The 2,862-nt window shown below is 72.2% G+C and carries 1 protein-coding gene and 1 pseudogene; both read left to right on the top strand.

Annotation, left to right across the window (positions count from 1 at the left end; all coding sequences use genetic code 11):
- A pseudogene (locus tag AC2CJA_RS25800) lies at positions 1 to 190 on the top strand (ABC transporter ATP-binding protein); the annotation flags it as partial.
- 91 nt (positions 191 to 281) lie between these two features.
- On the top strand, positions 282 to 2,816 hold the full coding sequence (locus tag AC2CJA_RS25795; RefSeq protein WP_484605081.1) for an ABC transporter permease: 2,535 nt from the start codon (positions 282 to 284) through the stop codon (positions 2,814 to 2,816).
- The last annotated feature ends 46 nt before the right edge of the window (positions 2,817 to 2,862 follow it).

Below are 2,862 nucleotides of genomic sequence, written 5' to 3'. Positions count from 1 at the left end.
CCTGCGCGAATCGGTGCGGGAGCTGGGTCAGACCGTGGTCATGGTGACGCACGACCCGGTGGCCGCCTCGTACGCGGACCGGGTCGTCTTCCTCGCCGACGGCCGGATCGTCGACGACATGGCCGGCCCCACCGCCGAGAGCGTGCTGGACCGGATGAAGGCCTTCGACGCCCGGGGCCGCACCAGCTGACCGGCCGGGCCCCGGCCCGCAGTGCCTCCCCTGCCCGCAGGGCCTCCCCGCCCGCGGCGCCGCCACACCTACCCCAGGATCACGAGACCCCATGTTCCGTACCGCCCTGCGCAACGTGCTCGCGCACAAGGCCAGACTGCTGATGACCACGCTCGCCGTCATGCTCGGCGTGGCGTTCGTCGCCGGCACCCTGGTCTTCACCGCCACTCTCTCCGAGGCCTTCGCGAGGAGCTCCGCCAAGGGCTTCGAGGCCGTCGACGTGGTCGTCCGCCCCGACTTCTCCAGCGACGAGACCGACCCCGGCGGCCCCTCCGGTCTCCCCCGTGAACTGCTGGAGCGGACGCGGGAGCTGCCGGGCGTCGAGCACGCCACCGGAACCGTCTTCGGCTTCGCCGCCCTCGCGGGCAAGGACGGCAAGCTGGTCGGCGCGGGCTGGTCGACCCAGGGCGGCAACTACGACACCGGCCCGGACGGGGCGGGCGAGGACCCGCGCTACGACCTGCGCGACGGCCGGGCCCCCCGCGGTCCCGGCGAGATCGCGCTGGACTCCGCGACCGCCGGGCGCACCGGCTACGGAGTCGGCGACACCGTGCGGCTGTCCGTCAGCGGCCCGGTCCGCGAGGAGAGGGTCACCGGTGTCTTCGACACCGACGACGGCAACGTCGCCGCAGGCGGCACCCTGGTGCTGTTCGACACCGCCACCGCGCAGAAGCTGTTCTCCCAGCCCGGCCGGTACAGCGAGATCGTGCTGACCGCCTCCGAAGGCGTGGGCCAGCGGGAGTTGAAGAAGAGCGTCGAGAAGATCCTGCCCGAGCAGACCGAGGCCGTCACCGGGCAGAAGCTCGCCGACGAGCAGGCGGAGATGATCGAGGCCCAGATGACGGGCATGCGGACCACTCTGCTGGTGTCCGCCGGAATCGCGCTGTTCGTGGGCGTCTTCCTCATCGCCAACACCTTCACCATGCTGGTGGCCCAGCGCACCAGGGAGCTGGCGCTGCTGCGCGCGGTCGGCGCGAGCCGCCGCCAGGTGACCCGCTCGGTGCTGGTGGAGGCGGCGGTGGTCGGCACGGTCGCCGCCGGGATCGGCCTGCTGGCCGGTATCGGGATCGCCGTCGGGCTGCGCTCGCTGCTGGGCTCCCTCGGCCTCACCGCGCCGGACGGTCCGCTGGTGGTCACCCCGGCCGCGGTCATCGCCTCGCTGGTCGTCGGGATCAAGGTCACCATGACCGCGGCCTGGCTGCCCGCCCGCCGCGCCGCGAAGGTCCCGCCGGTCGCCGCGATGGGCAGCGTGCACGCGCCCGCCACCAAGCGCGGTCTGATGGTGCGCAACACCATCGGCGCGCTGCTGGCCGGCCCCGGCATCGCGCTCGTCCTGGCCGCCACCGGCATGGAGGACGGCGAGATCCCGATGGGGCTGGGCGCCGCGCTGCTGGTGGTCGGGGTGTTCGTGCTGACCCCGCTGCTGTCCCGTCCGGTGATCGCCACCTCGGTGCCCGTACTGCGCGTCTTCGGCGTCTCCGGGAAGCTGGCGCGGCTCAACGCCGTGCGCAACCCGCGCCGCACCGCCACCACCGCCGCCGCGCTGATGATCGGCTTGACCCTGGTCACCGGGATGACCGTGATAGCCGGCGGCGTCCAGAAGGGCGTCGACAAGATGGCCTCGGAGGCACTGAAGGCCGACTACATCGTCTCCATGGCCAACTTCCTGCCCCTGTCCCCCGAGGTCGAGCGGACGCTCGCCGAGGCGGACGAGGTCACGGCCCTCAGCCCGATGCGCAACTCCCCCTCCCGGATCGACGGCGAGTACGAGTACCTCACCGGCGTCGACGGCGAGGCGTTCGGCGAGCTGGTCGAACTCGACTTCACCCACGGCTCGTTCGAGGGACTGGCCGACGGCGGGGCCGTGGTGGACACCGCCACGGCCGAGGAGCACGGCTGGCGGACCGGTTCGGTCTTCGAGGTGCTCTACGAGGACGGCGAGCGCGGCGAGCTGACCGTCTCGGGCGTCTACCGTGCCAACGAGATGATGCGCGGCATCATGCTGGACACCGCCGTGCTCGACCCGCACCTGGAGAAGGTCACCAGCATGCAGGTGATGGTGGACACCGAGGGCGGCGCGAGCGACTCGGCGAAGTCCGCCCTGGAGGACGCCCTCGGCAACAACCCGGCCGTTCTCGTCCGGGACGAGGAGGACGTCTCGGAGTCCATCGCCCAGGTGGTCACCCTGCTGCTGAACATGCTCTACGGGCTGCTGGCCATGGCCGTGATCGTCGCGGTGCTCGGGGTGGTCAACACCCTGGCCATGTCGGTCTTCGAGCGGTCGCAGGAGATCGGGATGCTGCGTGCGATCGGTCTGGACCGGCGCGGCACCAAGCGGATGGTCCGGCTGGAGTCGCTGGTGATCTCGCTCTTCGGCGGGGTGCTCGGCATCGGCCTGGGCGTCTTCTTCGGCTGGGCGGCCGGGGAGCTGATCTCCTCCTCGATCCCCACCTACGAACTGGTGCTGCCCTGGGAGCGGATGGGCGTCTTCCTGGCGCTGGCCGCGCTGGTGGGCGTGCTGGCCGCGCTGTGGCCGGCGCGGCGGGCGGCACGGCTGAACATGCTGGAGTCGATCAGGACCGAGTGACGGGCGCGGCGCGCCCCTCTCGCGGCCCCGGGGTCCCGACCGGTCG

The organism is Streptomyces sp. ATLC9 (genome assembly GCF_057196705.1).
Note: the sequence above shows the minus strand (reverse complement) of the source record. Positions and strands in the feature narration are given on the sequence as shown.